At 34.9% G+C, this 19,177-nt stretch carries 18 protein-coding genes; 1 reads left to right on the forward strand and 17 read right to left on the reverse strand.

Features of this window, described 5'->3' with window-relative positions; genetic code table 11:
• Nucleotides 1–56 precede the first annotated feature (56 nt).
• Entirely contained in the window at nucleotides 57–710 is a 654-nt protein-coding gene (locus tag JN09_RS05490; RefSeq protein ID WP_204433564.1) for a potassium channel family protein, read from the reverse strand.
• A 102-nt stretch (nucleotides 711–812) separates the two neighbouring features.
• Here JN09_RS05490 and JN09_RS05495 point away from each other — a divergent pair, with 102 nt between their 5' ends.
• The gene (locus JN09_RS05495; RefSeq protein WP_204433565.1) at nucleotides 813–1,946 is read left to right on the forward strand and encodes a CPBP family intramembrane glutamic endopeptidase; all 1,134 of its coding nucleotides are present in this window, start codon (nucleotides 813–815) and stop codon (nucleotides 1,944–1,946) included.
• Here the strand turns inward: JN09_RS05495 and JN09_RS05500 are convergent.
• The 16 genes from JN09_RS05500 to miaB all read right to left on the reverse strand — a co-directional run bounded on the left by JN09_RS05500 (nucleotide 1,933) and on the right by miaB (nucleotide 18,960).
• The gene (locus tag JN09_RS05500; protein ID WP_204433566.1) at nucleotides 1,933–2,868 is read right to left on the reverse strand and encodes an ankyrin repeat domain-containing protein; all 936 of its coding nucleotides are present in this window, start codon (nucleotides 2,866–2,868) and stop codon (nucleotides 1,933–1,935) included. The genes JN09_RS05495 and JN09_RS05500 overlap by 14 nt on opposite strands.
• Before the next feature lie 186 nt (nucleotides 2,869–3,054).
• A complete protein-coding gene (locus JN09_RS05505) occupies nucleotides 3,055–3,330 on the reverse strand; it encodes an HU family DNA-binding protein (RefSeq protein ID WP_204433567.1) in 276 nt (91 codons plus the stop codon).
• A gap of 128 nt (nucleotides 3,331–3,458) precedes the next feature.
• Nucleotides 3,459–4,460 (reverse strand): NAD(P)H-dependent glycerol-3-phosphate dehydrogenase, encoded by a 1,002-nt coding sequence (locus tag JN09_RS05510; protein WP_204433568.1) that lies wholly within the window; start codon nucleotides 4,458–4,460, stop codon nucleotides 3,459–3,461.
• 2 nt (nucleotides 4,461–4,462) lie between these two features.
• Nucleotides 4,463–5,773: a ribosome biogenesis GTPase Der gene (der, locus tag JN09_RS05515; RefSeq protein WP_204433570.1), complete on the reverse strand. Its 1,311-nt coding sequence runs from the start codon at nucleotides 5,771–5,773 to the stop codon at nucleotides 4,463–4,465.
• A gap of 8 nt (nucleotides 5,774–5,781) precedes the next feature.
• The gene (locus JN09_RS05520; protein ID WP_204433572.1) at nucleotides 5,782–7,206 is read right to left on the reverse strand and encodes a S1 RNA-binding domain-containing protein; all 1,425 of its coding nucleotides are present in this window, start codon (nucleotides 7,204–7,206) and stop codon (nucleotides 5,782–5,784) included.
• Complete coding sequence (gene cmk / locus JN09_RS05525) at nucleotides 7,178–7,867, reverse strand: (d)CMP kinase (RefSeq protein WP_373422800.1); 690 nt, start codon at nucleotides 7,865–7,867, stop codon at nucleotides 7,178–7,180. The genes JN09_RS05520 and cmk overlap by 29 nt, the downstream gene beginning before the upstream one ends.
• Nucleotides 7,868–7,923: 56 nt before the next feature.
• Nucleotides 7,924–8,649 carry a pseudouridine synthase gene (locus tag JN09_RS05530; RefSeq protein ID WP_204433580.1) on the reverse strand — a complete coding sequence of 242 codons (726 nt, stop codon included), beginning with the start codon at nucleotides 8,647–8,649 and terminating at the stop codon, nucleotides 7,924–7,926.
• A gap of 88 nt (nucleotides 8,650–8,737) precedes the next feature.
• Nucleotides 8,738–9,301, reverse strand: a complete 564-nt coding sequence (gene efp, locus JN09_RS05535) for an elongation factor P (RefSeq protein ID WP_204433582.1) — start codon at nucleotides 9,299–9,301, stop codon at nucleotides 8,738–8,740.
• 36 nt (nucleotides 9,302–9,337) lie between these two features.
• Nucleotides 9,338–9,778 (reverse strand): type II 3-dehydroquinate dehydratase, encoded by a 441-nt coding sequence (locus JN09_RS05540; protein WP_204433584.1) that lies wholly within the window; start codon nucleotides 9,776–9,778, stop codon nucleotides 9,338–9,340.
• Nucleotides 9,771–10,262, reverse strand: coding sequence for a shikimate kinase (locus JN09_RS05545; RefSeq protein WP_204433585.1), 492 nt, complete (start codon nucleotides 10,260–10,262; stop codon nucleotides 9,771–9,773). The genes JN09_RS05540 and JN09_RS05545 overlap by 8 nt, the downstream gene beginning before the upstream one ends.
• Before the next feature lies 1 nt (nucleotide 10,263).
• Nucleotides 10,264–11,139 carry a tRNA (adenosine(37)-N6)-dimethylallyltransferase MiaA gene (gene miaA / locus JN09_RS05550; RefSeq protein ID WP_204433587.1) on the reverse strand — a complete coding sequence of 292 codons (876 nt, stop codon included), beginning with the start codon at nucleotides 11,137–11,139 and terminating at the stop codon, nucleotides 10,264–10,266.
• Nucleotides 11,136–12,842, reverse strand: coding sequence for a DNA mismatch repair endonuclease MutL (gene mutL, locus JN09_RS05555; RefSeq protein ID WP_204433590.1), 1,707 nt, complete (start codon nucleotides 12,840–12,842; stop codon nucleotides 11,136–11,138). Before mutL ends, miaA begins: the two co-directional genes overlap by 4 nt.
• Nucleotides 12,843–12,858: 16 nt before the next feature.
• The gene (mutS, locus tag JN09_RS05560; protein ID WP_204433596.1) at nucleotides 12,859–15,378 is read right to left on the reverse strand and encodes a DNA mismatch repair protein MutS; all 2,520 of its coding nucleotides are present in this window, start codon (nucleotides 15,376–15,378) and stop codon (nucleotides 12,859–12,861) included.
• Nucleotides 15,379–15,408: 30 nt separating this feature from the next.
• Complete coding sequence (locus JN09_RS05565) at nucleotides 15,409–17,073, reverse strand: hypothetical protein (RefSeq protein ID WP_204433598.1); 1,665 nt, start codon at nucleotides 17,071–17,073, stop codon at nucleotides 15,409–15,411.
• A gap of 104 nt (nucleotides 17,074–17,177) precedes the next feature.
• A complete protein-coding gene (locus JN09_RS05570; protein WP_204433600.1) occupies nucleotides 17,178–17,531 on the reverse strand; it encodes a YlbF family regulator in 354 nt (117 codons plus the stop codon).
• Complete coding sequence (gene miaB, locus JN09_RS05575) at nucleotides 17,524–18,960, reverse strand: tRNA (N6-isopentenyl adenosine(37)-C2)-methylthiotransferase MiaB (RefSeq protein ID WP_204433605.1); 1,437 nt, start codon at nucleotides 18,958–18,960, stop codon at nucleotides 17,524–17,526. The genes JN09_RS05570 and miaB overlap by 8 nt, the downstream gene beginning before the upstream one ends.
• Nucleotides 18,961–19,177 lie beyond the last annotated feature (217 nt).

Genomic DNA, 19,177 nt, shown 5'->3' on the forward strand with positions numbered 1-19,177 from the left:
TTTTTGTTTTTTATTATATCACAAATTGAAAAGAAAAAAATCAGTTAGAAACTGATTTAGTGTAAGATACTTTGGAATTTTGAAATACGATCATGTTTTCCAAGCACGATGACAATGTCTTTACTGCGAAGTTCACTATCGGCTTTAGGTAAAATTACATTCTTACCTCTCTTTATTAGTAGAATGTTTACATCAAAGCGATTTCTAACATCAAGATCAACGACCTTAGTACTCTTAAACGTTTCGCTGATGAATATTTCATAGACACCATAATCATCTGTAATATTATAGTAGTCTAATACGTTATCAGACAATAGTCTTCTCGCTAAACGTTTACCTGCAGATTTCTCTGAGGATATTACTTCGGTTGCTCCAACTTTTTCTGCTACTTTTGCATGATAGTCATTGTCAACTTTGACAGTGATTTTATCTACTTTTAAATCCGCAAGAATCATGGTTGTTAAAATACTATTTTCAACGTTACCCGGGATTGAGACAATCGCATGGTCAGCATGCTGAGCACCAATTTCTCTTAATACGTTGATATCAGTTGAATCTCCAATTACCGCATTCTCAACAAACGAAGTAACTCTACTTATAGCTTCTTCTTTTCTATCTAAAGCGATTACGTCAGCACCCAGGCTGGTTAATTCTTCACATAAGGCTATTCCAAATGTGTCTAGACCTATGACTAAATAGGTTTTTTTCATATTATCACATCCGATAACATATTATCACAATTTCTGGAATATATCAAAAAAATTCAAAGAACTATAGTATAATAGTAATAGTTTATTTAGGAGGATTCATATATGAAAATTGACGACGAAGACAAAATTATAAACTTTGATGAATTATTCGTTGAAGAAAAACCGGTTAATGTAGTGATGGTTAATCGCTACGAGAAACCAAAAGCAGCTTTACTACTTGTAATCTATTTCTTGGTTACAATGGTTCTAGCTGGATTAGTTCAACTCGGGATGTTATCTTTAGCATTAGGAACAAAAACCATTAATGAGACCCAAAGTATGTTTGAAAACGTTGAGGCTTCTACATATAGCATTGGTTACTTATCCAAAGCATCTTATGAGCTTTATAAAGCTGACTATGAGAACATCGAAGTACTATACGAAACAGAGGCGTTTGTCGTGTTTGCGAACAAAGGCAATCGATTTTTATCAGAGTCTTATGAAGCAAATCAAATCACTTCAATCTATGAGGATATTAATCCGAAATGGCCGATTAAAGATGGCTATCATATGTCCATCAAACGGTTCTTAGGCGATGATAACAGTGCTTTTCTTGAAGCATTTGAAATAGACTTGTCAGATGGAACCTATTACTATCCTAAAGAAGCCACTTACTTTACTAACAACGCAAACGCAGTACTAAACTTCATAATTTATGTGATGTTAGCTGCGAGTCTAATCCCAATTACGAAAAAATCACTGGTCGAAGAATTTAAACAACATTTCCCAAGAGAAAACATTGCAAAAGATCTTGGTTATGGTTACTTAACAATGATTCTTGTAGCTTTTTTTGCAAACATTATCGTAACGATTATTAGTAATGGCTTTAAATACTTGCCAGAACAAGCCTTGAATCAGCAGGCGATTGAGTCATCATTTAAATCTCAGTATGGGATTTTGATTCTAGCTGTTACCGTAATATTTGCCCCGGTAATCGAAGAACTCATTTTTAGAAAATCATTATTTTCATTGATTAAAAATCCGAAGATCGCGATTGTTGTTTCATCATTGCTATTTGGGTTAATCCATGTTGTCGCTGAAACATCCGTTTTGGGATTTGTTACAAACTGGATTACCTATAGTGCGAGCGGATTAGCACTAGGCTATATTTATATAAAAAACAACCACAACGTTTGGTCCAGCATCATGGTTCATGCTTTATACAACTTTGTGGCTGTTCTGATTATGATTCTTTAATTTTTTTGACGAATACGACGAGTTTTTCTTTAGACGCATAGTCAACTGCATAAAGATTATAAGCATCTTTTTGATCTTTAATCCCTTTGAGTAAAACTTCATTCAGTAGTAGATAATCCTCTTTGAGTACAGCGTACCTAAGGGGATTTTTCTTTATATGACGTTGATAGACTGAGCTGTTTGAATAGGTTTCTAAAATATCTGCCATATCGAAATGCCCTATTTTTTGAGCATACTCCAGTGGGGTTTCTCCAAATCTATTTTGGATATCCACATAAGACCCTTCTTCTAACAGAAGATTCAACACATCCACTTTACCACTTCTAATGGCACAGAAGAGTGGCGTTTCTTTTGAGTTATTTTTCAGATATGGATTATACTTGTCTTTTAAAAGGTAAGAAACGACATCGACATTACCTAATTCAGAAGCAATATGAAGTAATGTGTTTCTGTTTTGATCAGGATCTTTAGATTTACATGTTAAGTTCTTGAGAATAAACTCAAAAAATGTGATGCTTCCACTTTTGATTGCATAATGAACTAAAGAATGTCCTTCATTGGTCTTTAAATCCGTTTTAGAGCCACTTTCCATTAATAACTTAATCATATCTGTATCTGCTCTCAAAGCCGCTAAATGGATTGGCATTTCACCTTTTTTATTTTGAATATTCACGTTAGCATATTTTTTAATCAGTTGCTTTGCAATGGTCATCTTACCTTTTTTTGCACAATCAAAAAGGGCAGATTCTCCATTAGAATCCACTAAGTTAACATCGATATCATTGTCTAGTAAATAACTGATCACTTGAACAGAGCTGGTTCTGACTGCATAATGCAATAAGCTTTGTCCTCGTTCATCTTGTTGATTTAAGTTTACAGGATTATTAAAAAAATAAAAAACATCATTAGTTAATGCTTTCATGAAAGCTTCCGTCATAGTATCACCAGAATTATTATAACATAATAAACGGGCTACTTTAGCCCATGTTTATTGGTTTTATTAGTAATTCATTAAATAAGAAAAAAGTGGACTAAAAAAAGTCCACAATAAAGAAACTAGTCTATCTACAAAAGAAAAAAAGTCCCCTTATAAGAGACTTTCACTTGATTATTTTACAGCGTCTTTTAAAACTTTACCAGCTTTGAAAGCAGGAGTTTTTTGTGCAGGGATATGAATCGTTTCACCAGAACGTGGGTCACGGCCTTCTCTTTGAGCACGATTACGAACTTCAAATGTTCCAAAACCAGTTAGTACTACTTTTTCGCCATGTTTGCCAAGACTTTCAGCAACACTTTCAACAAATGCATTTAAAACTTCTTCAGCAACTTTTTTTGTTACTTGTGATTTTTCTGCTACTACAGCGATTAATTCTGTTTTGTTCATATTGAACCTCCTCTTGTCTTTATATCGCCATTATATCACGCTTGTTTTTGATATGCAATAAAAATTATGCAATTTGTTAACTATTTTATTGATAATAGTGCGAAAAAGTGCCTTTCGGCACTCATTTTTTACTCAATTTTCTCACTTTTCAGTGTACGCGTTAATAATTGCGTGATAGCGCTATCAACGGACATGTCTTCATAAATTACTTTATAGGCAACCTCAATAATCGGAAGTGATAAACCTTTATGCTTCGCTAGTTGATGTAAAGCTAGAATTGATCTAACTCCTTCAATCGTTTGTTTTTGTTCAGCATAGATTTGATCAAGGCTCTTACCTTTACCAATTTCTTTACCTGCTTTAAAGTTTCTTGAGTGTTCACTCGTAGCTGTAACAATTAAGTCACCAATACCAGTTAACCCAAATGCACTTTCTTTTGTTCCACCATAGGATTCAATCACGCGAACCATTTCAAGGATACCACGTGTGATTAATGCTGCTCTTGCATTTTCACCCATGTCTAAACCTGTCGCAATCCCCGATACAACAGCGATTGCGTTTTTAACTGCGCCACCTACTTCGCATCCAATTAAATCGGTTGAACGGTAGACTCTCATATACGTTTCATTCGAGAAAACCGTTTGCAGTTCAGTAGCAAGTTCTTCATCGCTTGAAGCGACTGTCAGCAACGTTAGTTTACGTTTTATGACTTCTTCTGCATGAGATGGTCCAGTCAACACTGCAAATCCTTTTAGATTTTTTGAAGAAACAACTTCAAAAACTATTTCTGAGACACGTTTTTGTGTGTCAGGTTCGATCCCTTTGGATACGTTAATGAAATACTTAGGTTTATCTAACAAATTGTTAATGGTTGTCAACAAACCACGCATTACCTTTGTTGGTACTGCTAATACGATATAATCTGAATAATTGAGTGCCACCGATAAGTCATTGGTTGCTACCAGTGACTCTTGAAGAGGCAAATCAAAGAAAGGGTGTATGTGTTTTTCATTGATGACGTCAACAAACGATTGATTGATGTCATAGATCATTACATCATGACCATTATCAATTAAAAGTTGCCCTAGGGTTGCACCCCATGCGCCACCACCGAGAATAGCTAACTTCATCTTTAGTCCTTCTTTCTAAATATGAGTTTGATTGGTGTTCCTGTAAAATCAAACGCTTTTCTAAATTGGTTTTCTAAATATCGTTGATAGGAGAAGTGAACGAAATCTGGGTCATTCACAAATATAACAAATGTTGGGGGTTTAGTCGAAACTTGTGTAACATAAGAGAACTTTGCCTTTCCTCTATTAAAAATAGCAGGTGGATTCATCGCAACGCTATCTACCAATATGTCATTGATAACATTGGTTGGAATACGTTTGTTGTAGTTTTCAAATGCCTTATTAATTGCTGGATAAATTGTATCGATACGTTTAGATTCTTTTGCTGAGACAAAAACTACTTCAGCATAGCTCAAGAATTTGAATGTATCATAGATGGATTGAGTCATCTTATTCATAGTTTTTTCATCTTTATTGACGATATCCCATTTATTAACAACGACAACACTTGCTTTGGCATAGTCTTGGACATAACCGGCAACGTGCATGTCTTGAGCGATTATGTCTCTAGAACCATCGACAACTATTAGTGCAACATCGCATCTTTCGATGGCTTGAAGTGCTCTTAGGACTGAGTACTTTTCAGTACTTTCATATACTTGTCCACGTTTCTTAATACCGGCAGTATCAATGATTGTGTATTTGACATCATCTTTTGTAAATGGTGTATCAACTGCATCTCTAGTTGTCCCTGCAACTTCGCTGACGATGGTTCTTTCTTGTCCAAGAATTGCATTGGTCAAACTAGATTTACCAACATTAGGGTATCCAATAACAGCCAACTTTATTGAGTCATCTTCAACTTCAATGTTATCCTCAGGCATTTTGGCAACAATCGCATCCATTAATTCACCAACCCCAATACCGTGGTTGGCGGAGATTGCGATTGGATCGCCAAATCCTAATGCATAGAATTCATAAATCGATTGTTTTAAATCTAGGTTATCGACTTTGTTAACTGCAACAATAACATCTTTATCCGTTGGATATAAACGTTTAGCGATGTATAAATCATCATCTGTTAACCCTTGTCTAGAGTCAACAACAAAAACAATCAGATCAGCTTCTTGAATCGCGACTTCTGCTTGTTGTTTGATTTGTTCTAAAAAAGGGGCATCGCTAATTTCGATGCCCCCAGTATCAATCACTGCGAAACTTTTTGTTAACCATTCTGTTTTGGCATAAATGCGGTCACGCGTTACACCAGGAGCATCATTAGTTATGGACAATCTTGAACCTATTAAGCGATTAAACAGGCTCGATTTTCCAACGTTAGGACGACCTACAATAGCTACTTTAAATGGCAAAGCCATCACCTCATTTATTTTGTCTTTTTGTCTTTAAGTACGTTTCCGAAAAGATCACCTAAGGTTGTTGTAGCCTCTTCTTGATCATTTAGGAATGGTTCGTACTCGCTACGAATATGTTCTTCAGTTACTTGTCTAATTGAAAGCTTTAAATGCCATTCTTTCGGATTGACTTCAATTACTCTTGCAGTGACTTCATCATTAATTGCAAATAAATCTTCAATCTTATGAACTCTGTCCACTGATAATTCTGATACAGGGATGAATCCAATAACGCCTTTGGCTTCAACATTCATACCTTTATCCGTGATGATTTCAACAACTTTCGCAGTTACGTCTTCACCTTTTTTGAAAGTTACATCTTTCCATGGGTTATCTACCATGGCTTTTCTTGATAAGCTAATCTTGCTCTTTTTAACATCGATGCTTAAAATAGCAGATTCTACTTTGTCACCAATTTTTACGAAGTTTGCAAAGTTATCATTTGGATTCCATGAGTATTCGCTAGCGTGTAATAATCCTCTAACGCCGTCTTCAAACTCAATGATAATACCGAATGGTAGCTTTTGAACGACTTCACCAGTAACAGTTGAGCCTTTTTTATGGTTTTCAGCAAAGACTTCAAATGGAGTAGGTAATAAAACCTTACGAGATAAGTCTAGTCTCATACCTTCTTTTTTGATAATCTTAACTTCGATTTGTTGTCCAAGTTCTAATACATCAGCGATGTTTTCAATGCGTTGATGAGAAATTTGAGAAATTCTCAATAAACCTGCAACATGTTCAAAACGAACGGTTGCAGCATGTGGGTCTAGTCTTTCAACTGTGCCTACTAATACGTCGCCTGTTTTGATGTTGTCGATTTCTTCTTTTCTAGCTTGTTGTCTTGTTTCTAATTCTTGTTGACGTTTTGCTTCGAAAATTTGTTTTCTTGAAGCAATCAATCGTGGTCTGTTAACAGAGCCTTTTACTTCAATTAGGTTTACTTCTAGGTTTTGACCCTTAAGGGATGCTTTTTGATCAACAAGTTCGCGGTCCAAAAGGCCAAATGGTAAAAATATATCGAAACCAAGGTACTTTAAATGTAGGCCTTTGTCATCAACTTTGCTAATTTTAGCAAGAATTGTCTTGTTTTCTTTGTATGCCAATTCAATTTGAGCATACTTTTCTTCTTTCAGTAATGGAATTCTTGACAGCAAAATAAAACTAGGGTCATCATTAATTTTCTTGATGATCGCAGTTACTTTGTCCCCTTCCTTAACAGTTCCGATGAATGAAGTAATAACCCCGTCATAAAACTCAACGAACATTCTAGCCTCTTCATGGTTTTCAAGGGTTAGTGTAATCACTTTGTCTTCAACTTTGAAAACTGTTCCCTCAACTCTGTCATTTACCTTCAGTGATACAAGATTAACGTCCTTCATTTGTAGTTCTTCCATGGTATTTCTCCTTTTTCAATATTTCTTCTATGATACGATTGGTTGTGTCCTCTATTGTGTAGTGGGTCGTATCAATCACGATAGCATCATCTGCGCATACGAGCGGGGATTCTTTTCTTGTGGAATCCTTTAAATCGCGTTCAATAATTTCAGACTCTAATGAATCGATATCTTGTTTGATACCTAATTCTTCTTTGTCCTTTTGACGTCGTTTTGCCCTTTCCTTAACCGCAGCTGTTAAGAAAATTTTCAAATCTGCATTTGGCAACACAACGGTCCCAATGTCTCTTCCATCCATAATTACATCGATGTTTTCAGCAGCTTGTTTTTGAATATGTACTAAGATTTTCCTTACATATGGGAATGAAGAAACTTTAGATACATTTCTGGTCACCAAGTCTGAACGAATAAGACTTGTTACATCTAGGTCATTAACGTAGATTCTTTCTTTTTCATATCTCACTTTGACATCTTCCATAAATTTATAACTTTCTTCATCGTCTAAATTTATTTTCTTTTCCAATGCCATATAAGTAATCGCACGGTACATCGCACCAGTGTCGATATGTGTCAAATTTAATTGTTTAGCAACTCTTTTGCTAATGGTTGATTTACCGCTTCCAGCTGGTCCATCGATTGCAACTTTAAATCCCGGCATGATTAACCTCCACACCCCTTAATTATATCACTATATATGTGCAAATTCTATATCTAATACTATTTTTTAATTTCTCCGTAGAGTTTTTTGACCTCATGAATTTTGAGTGGTCTATAGCTTCCACGTTCAACACCCTCTAAGGTTAAATCAGCATACCCGACTCTTGTTAAGTTTTTTACTGGGAATCCAACTTTGTCAAACATCTGTCTAACTTGTTGATTCTTCCCCTCATGAATGATGATTTCAACCAAGGTGGTCATGTTTCTTTTATCATATTCAACTGCTCTAACTTGGGCAGGTCTAGTGGTGTAATTATTCTCAATTACTACCCCAGTTTTAAGAGTTTTGATGGCTACTTTTGTAAGCATACCTTCAACCCTAGCAAGATACGTTTTCTTTACTTCAAATTCTGGACGTGTCAAGTAATAGGCTAAATCACCATCATTGGTGAAAAGTAGTAATCCAGCTGTATCAAAATCAAGTCTTCCTACAGGGAAAATACGATGACTACGATCGACTTCATCAAATAAATCCATAACTGTTTTTCTGTTTTTGTCATCCTTTACGGTTGTTACATAACCGGTAGGTTTATTAAGTAAATAATAAACATGGATTTCTTTTTCAATCATTTTGTCATCTACGGTTACCATATCTTTGGGATTAACTGGAAATCCTGGTTCAGTAATGATTTGTCCATTCACTTTTACTCTGCCGGATTCAATAACAGAAACAGCACCTCTTCTTGAAGCAATTCCTGCCTCAGCTAATCTTTTTTGTAATCTCATATAGGTTCCTCGCAATTCATTGTTATTATAGCATAACATTACCCATTTCAAGAAAAAAAGGGCTAATTTCACCCTTAAGTTTTTTCAATTACTTTTCTCTTGAAACGTATGAGCCGTCTTGTGTACTTACGATAATTTTTTCGCCTTCTTCAATGAACATTGGTACTTTCACAAGTAAACCAGTTTGAAGAATTGCGTCTTTAAGTGCATTGGTCTTAGTATCACCTTTAACACCAGGTACAGTCTCAACTACTTGTAGAGTGACTTTGTCTGGTAAGATAATCCCTAATACTTCTCTTTCTTCATAGAACATGACATCAACTTCCATACCTTCATAGATATATTTGATTTCATTTTCTACTTGAACTTGAGATAATTCGATTTGTTCATATGTTTCCATATTCATAAATACAAAAGTATCGCCTGCTGCGTATAAATATTGCATCTTAGTTTTGTCAATTTGGGCTTTTTCCATTTTTTCACTTGCACTGAATGTATAGTCAATAACTGCGCCAGTTCTTAAATTTCTTAATTTAGAACGAACAAATGCCGCACCTTTTCCAGGTTTTACGTGCATAAATTCAATAATTTGAAAGATGTTACCATCAAAGCTAATGGTTAATCCCGTTTTAAAATCGCTTGTGCTAATCATATTGTTACCTCCATAAAAAATACCTTACTTATTATATCATACATTTGATGATTGTAAATGTTTTTCGAGCAATTCTTTGATTGCGAAGATATAGCTATACGCTTTTAAGCCTTTATAGTATACATCTGAAATCTCTTTAAATAAATCTATATGTCTAAAAGATTCTCTTTGTTCTATGTCCGATAAATGAACAATTGCCTTTTTTGCATGAACCAATTCGAATGCATCTCTAAGTGCTACTGAATAGTGAGCTAATCCTCCAGGATTCATAACGATGAAATCAATTCCTTCTAATCCTTGTAAGAAATCGATGAGTTGTCCTTCGTGATTAGACTGGTAAAAACTAAATTGAATTGCTGGATACGCCTCTGTAATTAGATGGTTAATATCAGCCAGTGTTAATGACCCGTAATGGTCCTTGTTTCTTTTGCCCAACATGTTTAAGTTAGGGCCATTCACGATTACCCCTTTAAGCATGATGGTTTTCCAGTGCCTTCAGGATTTCTGTGACTGTTTTATCAGGATCAGAATCGTTCGAGACAATAACATCGGCAAAAAAAATATATTTAAGCATTCTTTCATCTTTAAGTGTGCTTAACGTTTTCGTTTTTAATAATGGACGCGGAAAGTCATTTTGGATGCGTTCTTCGATAATATCGAGTTCTGTATCAATGAATATCACCAATCCATCCATGTAGTTTTTGTTTTCCTTAATGGTGACGATCCCACCACCAGTTGAAATGATTTTATTGGTTCCTGTTGAGACTTCTTTCAATGCTTTTGTCTCAAGTTCTCTAAAGATTTTTTCACCATATTGTTCAAAAATTACATCAATAAACATTAAAGATTCCTTCTCAATTTGATGATCAAGGTCAACAAATTCATAAGATAGCTTCTTAGCCAATAATTTACCAATGGTTGTTTTTCCAGTTCCGGGCATACCGATTAAATAGATATTCATATTACCTCTTGTAAAATGACTTAATCGCTTCATCAAGCTTGATTAGTGCATCTTCCTTATTTGTTACATCCACAATTAACGCCTTCATTTGGTTTCTAAACCAGGTTTCTTGCCTTTTAGCTAAATGACGGGTGTTTTGTTTAATTAAATCGATAGCATCCTCATAATTAATGAGTCCATCTAAGTAATCATTTAATTCACGATACCCAAGGATATTGAACGTATGTCCTTTTTCTTTGAGTGAATTAACTTCATCTAGTAAGCCTTCTTCTACCATTATATCTACGCGTTCATTTATACGGTTATAAAGTTGTTCTCTTGGCATAGTCAAGTAGAGAATTAGGGCATCATATAGAGGTTCATCTTTTTGTTGTAGAGAACTTCTTTTTTTATCATTCGCCATCGCGATTGCACGTAAGACACGTCTTCGGTTATTTTTATGAATCAATAACGACGCATCATAATCGAGTTTAACGAGCATTTCAAATAATTCATCATTCGAAAGCAAATCATATTTTTTTTCTTCTTCAATGTCTCTTTTAGGGGTATCAAACTCATAGTTATAAAGAGCTGCTTTAATGTATAGACCAGTGCCACCCACAAGGAATGGTTTTTCGATTTCATCGATTTTCTTCCTAACTTCTTTTTGAAAGGTTGCTACATCATATAAATCACTTGGTTCATACACGTCGATTAGGTGATGAACTACCCCTTGTTTTTCTGATTCCTTGATTTTAGCTGATCCGATGTCAAGACCCTTATATACTTGAACAGAATCCCCGCTAATGATTTCAGCTTGATACTTTTTAGCTAACTCGATTGAGAGACTTGTTTTGCCAACAGCGGTTGGACCGCATATTACAACGACTTTTCTCATACAATCCTCTTAAAGAGTTTCTCAATTTCGTATTGAGTAAACTTAATGACTACAGGGCGTCCATGTGGACAATAATAAGGGTTTTCACAATCCTGTAATCCTAGGAATAAGTGGTTAACTTCATCCAGTGATAGTGCTTTATTTGCTTTGATTGCACCTTTGCAACTAATGTCTTTTGCAAGTTGATCTCTAAGTTTAGATAAATCAATCTTTTGATAGTCTCTTAATTGCTCTATTAAGCCATAAACCATGTAGTCAAGGTCTTTTTCTTCAAGCCAACTCGGGAGGGTTCTAAGTAAGAAAATGTAGTCTCCAAACATCTCAAAAGTTAATCCATATGATTCAATAAGACTTAAATTTTGACCTAAAATCGTCGCTTCTGAAGGCTTGAATTGATAAGAAATAGGTGTTAATAATTGCTTTTTATCAATTTTTAAATCGCCTAATCGCTTATAGATTTTTTCATACCGAATGCGTTCTGCCGCAGCATGTTGATCTATTAAATATAAGCCATTTGTGTTTTGAAATAACAAGTATGTTCCAGCATAACTACCGATGTAATCCATTTCTTCAAGTTTTTGAGTTTGCGGTTTTGAAGGTTCATAGGACTCTTCAAATAGTGGTAATGTGGGTTCATTCACCGTTTCCATCAAGTATTCAAATCCAGATACTTTTACGTATTTTTCTTCACTCTTTAAGACATCTGGGATGGTTAGTGGTTTACTGGAAAATGCATTTCTAATGTTGTCTCTAATTAGGTTGGCGATTAAGTATTCGTTGGAAAACTTTATCTCGCGCTTTTGTGGGTGCACATTGACATCTACTAGACTAGTATCTAGTTCAATTCTGATGAGTGCGATCGGATATCTTGAAACCATTAAATGGGTGTGATACCCTTCAATGACACTATTGATTAACAAGTAGTTTTTGATTGTACGATTATTAACCAATATCACAATATCATTCTTCTTTGATCTAGTGATCACAGGTTTAATCAAATATGAGGTTATTTTTATATCCTCTTGTTTTGATTCATAAGATATGAGATTTTGGGCAACCTCTGTTCCATAGACAGATGAAAAAAGGTGTTCATAGTTAGAATCTCCATAAGATTGTCTAAGGGTTTTCCCATCATGGGTCACAAGGAAAGCTATATTAGGGTTTGATAACATCATTTCATCACAAACCTCTAACATATAGGATAGTTCAAGTTGTGGGCTCTTGATGTATTTCAATCTTGCAGGAACATTGTAGAAGAGTTCGCTGACTGTTACTGCGGTTCCAATATTGATTGGACTTGGGTGCTCGCTAGAAAGCTTTCCACCTTCATAGGTCACTTCATATGGGAGTGAGTCTATCGTTTTTGATGCAATCGTCATTTTGGATACAGATGCGATAGCGGGAATGGCTTCACCTCTAAATCCTAGACTTTTGATATGAGATAAGTCATACTCGTTTTTGATTTTTGAAGTCGCATGGCGTAAAAAAGCTAAATGAATGTCTTCTTTATCCATTCCAACGCCATTATCGATGACTTTAATCTCATCAAGGCCATTGCCTTTTAAATGAATCTCAATTTGGCTTGATTTCGCATCAATCGCATTCTCAAGCAATTCTTTTAGTGCGCTTGCAGGTCTCGTGACAACTTCTCCAGCAGCAATCATGTTGGATAATCTGTCATCTAGTTTTATGATTTTTGCCAAAGAAATTCCCTCCTAGTTATTTTAAATCTTCTTGAAGCTTCTTCAATAGTAACAGTGCTTCAATTGGACTAAGTTCATTGATATTTAGATCTTTAAGCTCATTTAGAACGGTTTCTTCTTTCAAAGAAACATAAGTTAAGTCATCGACTTCATCGAAATTGAATAAGTTAAGCAGCGCAGTTTGTTTTTTGTCTTTTTCCAAATGATTAAGAATCTCTTCTGCTCTTCTAATGAGAGGTTTCGGAAGTTTTGCAAGTTCAGCAACATTAATCCCATACGATTTATCAGTTGGACCTTCTTTGATTTTGTGTAAGAAAACAATGGTTCTTTTTTCTTCAGCTGCCATAACGTGAATGTTTTTTAAACGTTTAAGAGAGGTCTCTAAAACGGTAAGTTCATGATAATGTGTTGAAAACAACGTAATGCACTTGATTTTTTCATGGACATATTCGATGATTGCTTGAGCCAAGGCCATACCATCGTATGTGGCAGTTCCTCGACCAATTTCATCAAATATTAATAATGATTGATCAGTCGCATGCTTAATGGCATCATTGGTTTCGAGCATTTCAACCATAAATGTGGATTGACCTAAACTTAAGTCATCAGAAGCTCCAATTCGTGTGAAGATTTGATCGAATAATGGTAATTCTGCACTGTCTGCTGGAATGAATGATCCCATTTGAGCCATGACAACATGTTGGGCAAACATTCTCATATAAGTAGATTTACCACTCATGTTAGGACCAGTGATCAGTAAAATCCCTTTATCATCAATCACGATGTCATTTTGGACAAAATCGCCTTTAATCGATTGTTCAACAACAGGGTGTCTACCATTTTTGATAGAGACACTACGGGTATTCGTAAATGTAGGTCTAACATACCTGTTTTTCTTAGAAACTAAGGCTAGATTTGACATTGCATCAATAAATGCAATTTGGTCTGATAATATTTGAAGATTCTTAGTCTCTTTTGAAACCATATCTCTAATTCTCAAAAACAGTTCATACTCAAGCGCGACTTCTTTTTCACCAGCACTTAAGATAAATGTTTCTTTTTCTTTTAACTCTTCCGTAATGAATCGTTCTGCCCCTGATAGGGTTTGTTTTCTTTGGTAACCAAATTCTTCTTTAACTAAATCTAAGCTACCTTTTGTAACTTCGATATAATAACCAAATACACGGTTATATCCTATTTTTAGATTTTTAATTCCTGTTCTTTCTTTTTCTTTTGATTCAAATTGAACCATCCATGCCTTACCATCGCTGCTGGCATTCTTAAGTTCATCTAAATAAGCGTCATAGCCCAGTTTAATTAGACCACCTTCTTTTAAAGTTAGAGGTGGTTCAGCTTCGATGGCAGACTCTAGTAGAGTATATAAGTCATTTAAGTCATAGATTTCATCATTATAGGTATCTAGTAGTGGGTGATTAAACTGTGAAAGGGCATGTTTTATCTCTGGCACCCTTGATAGAGTTTGTCTCAGTTGTGCCAGGTCTTTACCATTGGCATTTTTGGTTGCTATTCTGGTTGTGATTCTTCTTAAGTCATATACGCCTTTTAAGGCTTCTTTAAGTTGATGTAACGATACCATTGACGACTGCATCGCTTCAATGACATCAAACCTTTTTTCGATGACGTTTTGTTCTTTACTTGGTTCGTCCATGAACTTTCTTATAAGTCTTGAACCAAGCGCAGTCACACAGTGGTCTAAGACCTCAATTAGCGTGCTACCTTTGTGATGACTATAGGTGTCTGTAAGTTCCAAACTTAAGCGAGAATGACTATCTAGTTTCAAATAAGAATTTTTCTCAAGTACTTTAATCTCGTTAAACTGTTCTAAATCGTTTCTTTGTGTTTCTTTTAAATAGTTCAATAATAAACCCGATGCTTTTTGGGCTTTTGGGTTTAGAGACTCATTAAGTGCGTGTTTTAGAATATGATCGGTGCTTGAAAGCAATACGAGTTTATCTAATTTGGCCATCAAGCGGTTTTCATGGGATTCTAAGACTACTTCTTTTAGATCCAAACGCACAATTTCTTGTATAAGTTCGTCTTCGCCTAACTCAAGAAGTACACTTAAATCCCCTGTGGATAGGTCTGCATATGCAAGGTTAAAGTGGGCTTCATCGCGAACAATACCTCCGATGTAATTAAATGTGCGTGCATTCAAAATCCCTTCGTCCATAATCATACCTGGTGTAATCAACTTGACAACTTCACGTTTTACTAGACCATTTCCTGGTTCAGTCACTTGTTCAACTATCGCGATTTTAAACCCGTTTTGAATCAATTTTTGTGCATATGGGATAACAGCGTGATGAGGTACACCACACATTGGCACTCGTTCCTCTGCACCTGCATCTCTACCTGTTAACGCAATTTCTAATGTCTTTGAAGCGATTATTGCATCTTCAAAAAACATTTCATAAAAATCCCCTAATCTAAAAAAGACTATCGCATCCGCGTAGTCCTTTTTAATTTCAAGATACTGTTGCATCATAGGAGTGTATGTTGTTTCTTTTTTAGCCATACAATCACCTTTCTACTTCATATAAGCCCATTAAAATATGTTTCTTACCCAATTCATAAATGCTTCCCAATTGAACATGTATTTTAGATTGTTTTCCAAATAATGTCTTGTATGTTCAGCAAATTCAAATCCTGGATCAAGAATCTTATCTAGCAATTTACCTGATTTATAAGAACCAATATTAATAACACCATAAGTTCTAAGCAATCCAATGGTTAAGTAAACGGCTGCCAATACTATCACAATAAATAGTGTCCATAAAATGAAACGACGTACTGGGTGTTTTTTCTTTTCTTTCTTTTGTACTTCGTCTTTCTTAGCTTCTACTGGAACCTCTTTATCATGCTTTTCTTCAACAAATCCATTTTCAGATTCTTCAATGGCTTTTGTTTCTTCTTTTTGAACTTTGCTCCATTCTTTAGAATCAAGCGTTGTTTCATAAGCAGATAAAATGGTTGGTTTTAAAATAGGTTTATGAGCTTTCTCATAAGCTTTATCTAGCATTAATTGGTGATATTGATTAATATCCATACGTAGTGCTTTAAGTTCATCAACCAATAATTTAATGGTTTCGGATGATACTTGATCTGTGACAACTTGTTTTTCAATCACTTTAACAATCTCTTTCTCTATTTTTGGTTCAGGAATTTTCTCTTCTATGAATTTCACTTCTTTAGGAACCACTTTTTCTTGAGGTTCTTTAGCAATGACACCAACGACTGACTCGATTTCTTCTTTTGGAGCTCTTGCATCTACAAATGCCTCAATTTCTTCTTCAAACTCAATTTCTGTCATTGGTTGCTTAATATCATCCATATAAACACGTTCAGTTGGTTTAATCTCTTCATAAACGCCTGGATTAATTGGTACATAGTATTTCTCTTTAGTTTCTTTTGCGTTCGCTAGAATATACTCAATAATTTCTTCTTTTTTCAGTTCAATGGATGCCTTAATATTATTTTCGATCGCGAAACGTTGAAGTTGAATTACTGCCATTTTTTTGACTTTTTCTTCAATATCAGGCTTGTATTGGTTTTGATTTTTGAGCTCACGGATAATGATATCAACCAATTCATTCTTCTTTAGTCTTCTTGGAACATCCACCCCGTACTTAAGCCCGATTTCACGAAGTTCAACTAAAGTAGAACTCTTAAATAAAACTGGTCTGAATAATTCTGGAGATAATCCATCAATTTGGTTTTCATCATCGAAAAATATTGAGTTTAATTTTCCATGATAAACAAGTAAATCTTCTGATAATGGACCGACATTGGCATAATGTGCTCTAGTTTCATTGACGAATGATAACAGTTCTTTAGAAGGTACTTTTCTATCAATTAGATAAGTTAACAAGCTAAGCCATAACGATTCCAATGTTTTTTTCTCTAAATCAGAAGATCTAAACTGTGGAATTAAATTAATGAGTTGTGACTCACTAAAATTGTCATACCAAGACAAACGATAGTTCACTTCGTCGGATAGAGTTTGTTGAACAATTTGTCTAGATGTCACATAACTATCCAGTTCTTTTCGAAGTGCATTCATACGTACCCTTCTTGGAACGGTTAGTCCGATTGATTCAAAAAATCGAACAACTTTTTCTGCAGGAAAAAACATTAGTGTTTGAATTACACTATCAACTTTAACTTGTTGATCCCCCATCTTAACTTCGCTGTTCATGGACAAAATTGTCATAATAATCCCTCCGTTAGTGTTAATCTATTATAATCATACATCAAAACCTCTTATTTAGCAAGTATCCCGACTAATCAAAAAAAGCGAATACTAGGGTTTTTCCACTAGTTTTCGCTTTTGAAAATATCATTTGATAATGCCTTATTTATCTCGGTTTCTATAATCTCTTTTACTTCAATTAAAAGTTGATTAATCTCATTTTGTAAATCTAAATACGTCTCAATCAAAGGTTCTGATTCGAATTCATTTCTTAACTCACTGTATGTATCTTCAAACTGTTTGATGGCATTTGATTTTTGGATTGCCTTCGCGTTTACCAGTTGTTTTTGAATTGATTTTAGTTCGGCAAAACGTTTTTTCAAGTCCTTGTTTGAGTTAATTGCTTGTTCAAATTTTTGGTAAGTTTTAATCTCTTCAATCTCACTTACTAGTTTTATTAGTTCATCTTTTCTATTCAAGGGCTTCTCCTATTAAGAACCAAGTTCTTGCGATTGTTACTTTAACATCAACGATTTTACCAATTAGAGATTTATCACCTTTAAAGTTAACCAGTTTATTATGTTCTGAATATCCAGCCAAAATATTTTCATCATGCTTGGATACCCCATCAACTAATACTTTGATGATTTTGCCCACATACTTAGTGCTTGATTCTAGATAACCATCGTTAACAACTTTGTTTAATCTTCTTAGTCGTTCTTTTTTTTCGGTTTCAGGAATAACATCTTCAAAACTTGCAGCTGGTGTTCCAGCACGTTTTGAGAATATAAATGTATAAGCACCTTCAAAGCCAACTTGTTTAACCAATTCTAGTGTTTGAAGAAAATCTTCTTCTGTTTCAGAAGGAAACGCAACAATTAAGTCTGTTGTTAATGAAATATCAGGGCGTGCTTCTTTCAGTGCCTTAATAACTTCAAGGTAACGCTCTTTGGTATAGTGACGATTCATCTTCTTTAACACACTATTGCTTCCTGATTGAACAGGTAGATGTAGGTGTGGCATTACAGACTTACATATCTTAAATGCTTCGATGGTTCTCATATCGATATCTCGTGGATGGCTTGTTGTAAAGCGAATTCTTGGGATTCCGAGTTTATCTAAATCCATTAATAGATTGCCAAAAGTATAATCAATGTCTTTAAAATCTTTGCCGTATGCGTTGACGTTTTGTCCCAAAAGCGTAATTTCTTGATACCCCTCTTGAACAAGTTCTTTAACCTCTGCAATAATCTCATCTTTGTTTCTAGATCTTTCTTTTCCCCTTGTATAAGGAACAATACAGTATGTACAAAATTCGTCACACCCATACATGATATTTACCCAAGCTTTAAACTTATGTTCTCGTACTTTTGGTAAGTTTTCTACGATGCTTCCTTCTTCAGAAAATACTTCAATCACACGTTCTTTGCTGAAGTGAGCTTGCATAATGTAGTTTGGAAGCATGTGAATGTTATGTGTCCCAAATACTAAGTCTACTTGATCATATTTTTCCAATATACGATTTACCACTTTCTCTTCTTGAGCCATACAACCGCATAAACCTAATAAAAGGTCTGGATTCTTTCTTTTTAGTGGTTTTAACCTTCCGAGTTCTCCCCAGATTCTGTTTTCAGCATTTTCTCTTATCGCGCACGTATTTATTAATATAACATCTGCTTCTTTTTCATTATCCGTGCTTATATAACCCATACTGTTAAGGATACCTGCCATAGTTTCACTATCGGCTTCATTTCCTTGGCAACCGTATGTTTGGATTTTATAGGTTTTCCCAATACCAATCTTTTGATATTTAGGATCTAATTCATAAGAAACGTATTCAGTATCTTCTTTTGTTCTCTTTCTTGCCTTGGATAAATCAGGCTTGAAATATTTATCAATGTCTACCATTATATCACCACTTAAAAGTATACACGAAAACCCTATAGTATTCAATTGATTGACTAAACTCAAAACCTACAAACAAATGTTCATAAAAGTAAAAAGGAATCATTCTCATATAAGAGGATGATTCCTTTAGCAGTCATTTGACTCAAACATATTCCGTTTAAGCTTCCTATGTGAACTACCCACCACTTAATCGAAGTGGGGGCTTCCTATCCAAACC

The organism is Paracholeplasma morum (assembly GCF_016907055.1).
Lineage (GTDB): Bacteria > Bacillota_I > Bacilli_A > Acholeplasmatales > UBA5453 > Paracholeplasma > Paracholeplasma morum.

What these genes read in the sequence shown, in the direction of transcription:
- JN09_RS05490 (WP_204433564.1), bottom strand. Translation starts at nt 710, where the DNA reads ATGAAAAAAACCTATTTAGTCATAGGTCTAGACACATTTGGAATAGCC.
- JN09_RS05495 (WP_204433565.1), top strand. Translation starts at nt 813, where the DNA reads ATGAAAATTGACGACGAAGACAAAATTATAAACTTTGATGAATTATTC.
- JN09_RS05500 (WP_204433566.1), bottom strand. Translation starts at nt 2,868, where the DNA reads ATGAAAGCATTAACTAATGATGTTTTTTATTTTTTTAATAATCCTGTA.
- JN09_RS05505 (WP_204433567.1), bottom strand. Translation starts at nt 3,330, where the DNA reads ATGAACAAAACAGAATTAATCGCTGTAGTAGCAGAAAAATCACAAGTA.
- JN09_RS05510 (WP_204433568.1), bottom strand. Translation starts at nt 4,460, where the DNA reads ATGAAGTTAGCTATTCTCGGTGGTGGCGCATGGGGTGCAACCCTAGGG.
- der (WP_204433570.1), bottom strand. Translation starts at nt 5,773, where the DNA reads ATGGCTTTGCCATTTAAAGTAGCTATTGTAGGTCGTCCTAACGTTGGA.
- JN09_RS05520 (WP_204433572.1), bottom strand. Translation starts at nt 7,206, where the DNA reads ATGGAAGAACTACAAATGAAGGACGTTAATCTTGTATCACTGAAGGTA.
- JN09_RS05530 (WP_204433580.1), bottom strand. Translation starts at nt 8,649, where the DNA reads ATGAGATTACAAAAAAGATTAGCTGAGGCAGGAATTGCTTCAAGAAGA.
- efp (WP_204433582.1), bottom strand. Translation starts at nt 9,301, where the DNA reads ATGATTAGCACAAGCGATTTTAAAACGGGATTAACCATTAGCTTTGAT.
- JN09_RS05540 (WP_204433584.1), bottom strand. Translation starts at nt 9,778, where the DNA reads ATGCTTAAAGGGGTAATCGTGAATGGCCCTAACTTAAACATGTTGGGC.
- JN09_RS05545 (WP_204433585.1), bottom strand. Translation starts at nt 10,262, where the DNA reads ATGAATATCTATTTAATCGGTATGCCCGGAACTGGAAAAACAACCATT.
- miaA (WP_204433587.1), bottom strand. Translation starts at nt 11,139, where the DNA reads ATGAGAAAAGTCGTTGTAATATGCGGTCCAACCGCTGTTGGCAAAACA.
- mutS (WP_204433596.1), bottom strand. Translation starts at nt 15,378, where the DNA reads ATGGCTAAAAAAGAAACAACATACACTCCTATGATGCAACAGTATCTT.
- JN09_RS05565 (WP_204433598.1), bottom strand. Translation starts at nt 17,073, where the DNA reads ATGACAATTTTGTCCATGAACAGCGAAGTTAAGATGGGGGATCAACAA.
- miaB (WP_204433605.1), bottom strand. Translation starts at nt 18,960, where the DNA reads ATGGTAGACATTGATAAATATTTCAAGCCTGATTTATCCAAGGCAAGA.